The sequence below is a fragment of the uncultured Tenacibaculum sp. genome (genome assembly GCF_947494125.1).
Classification (GTDB): Bacteria; Bacteroidota; Bacteroidia; order Flavobacteriales; family Flavobacteriaceae; genus Polaribacter.
Genome location: NZ_CANLTU010000037.1, coordinates 1 through 1,121 on the forward strand (window position 1 = coordinate 1; position 1,121 = coordinate 1,121).

The 1,121-nt window shown below is 37.0% G+C and carries 1 protein-coding gene; it reads right to left on the reverse strand.

Going from position 1 to position 1,121, the window contains the following annotated elements; all coding sequences use genetic code 11:
* On the reverse strand, window positions 1–1,121 hold a 1,121-nt coding region (locus Q0881_RS17695), incomplete at both ends, for a hypothetical protein (protein ID WP_299163283.1).

Here is a 1,121-nt window from a genome sequence, read left to right on the forward strand (position 1 = left end):
TCTAAACTAAATTGATAATCGCCGTTTCCTTGCGTTACATTTACAACTATCTCGCCATTACTTCCATCGTAACATTGGGTTACTGTGGCCGTGTGTAATACTGTTGCTGGTGCATTTACTGTGATTGTTGCATTGGTTGTTGATGGACAGTTTCTACTATCTCTCGATGTAATTGTATAGGCTGTTCCACTTGCTGCTACATCTGTAAATATTCCTGTATTTTGCCATGCTCCTCCATTTAAACTATACTCATATGGTGGTGTTCCTCCTGTTGCTACTGCTTCTATTGTTGCTCCCGTTGGTGCCGCACATGTTGCTTCTTTTGTTATAGTCGCTGTTACTGTTACAGTGGTTGGTTCTGCAATTGTTACTGTTCCTAAATTTAATGGACATGTTACTACTCCAACTGTTGCTCTTACTCGGATATCATGAGTAATATTATCTAAGCCTGTTATTACTACTGGATTTACTAATGTAGTAGTCCAATTTGTTCCTCCATTAATACTATACTCATACGATACTCCTCCGTAATTTGATGCATTAATTGTTATCGTTCCATCATCTGCATTATTACATGTACTATCTGTATTCCCTGTAATACTTGCTGCAAATTCTTGTCCTGTTGCTACATTTACTGTTATAACTTCTGTACATGAGCTTCCATAATCTACCGTAAATGTATGTGATCCTACTGATACACTATTAAATACATTACTTGCTTGTGCTGCCCCTCCATCTAAACTATAAGTATAAGTTCCTACACTTGGAGTTATCGTTACATTTCCTGTTCCATCACAATTATATGCTATTGAGCTTCCCAATACTGGTGCTGTTGGTAATGGTGGTATTGTGATACTTGGTAATGTAAACTCACAATTGTTTGCATCTCTTATTACTAGAGCATAAGTTGCATCTGTTAAATTTGGTTTTATTGGATTATTTGAAAATACTCCATTAATTCCATATGTAAATGGTGCTGTTCCTCCTGTTGGTAATGCAAAGGTTATAACTCCTTGTTGTACACATGTATAAACTTGAGTGATACTTGCTGTTCCTGTTAATGCATTTGGTGCTGCTACTGTTTCTGTTGAAGCTGCTGTTACACATCCATTTGCATCCGT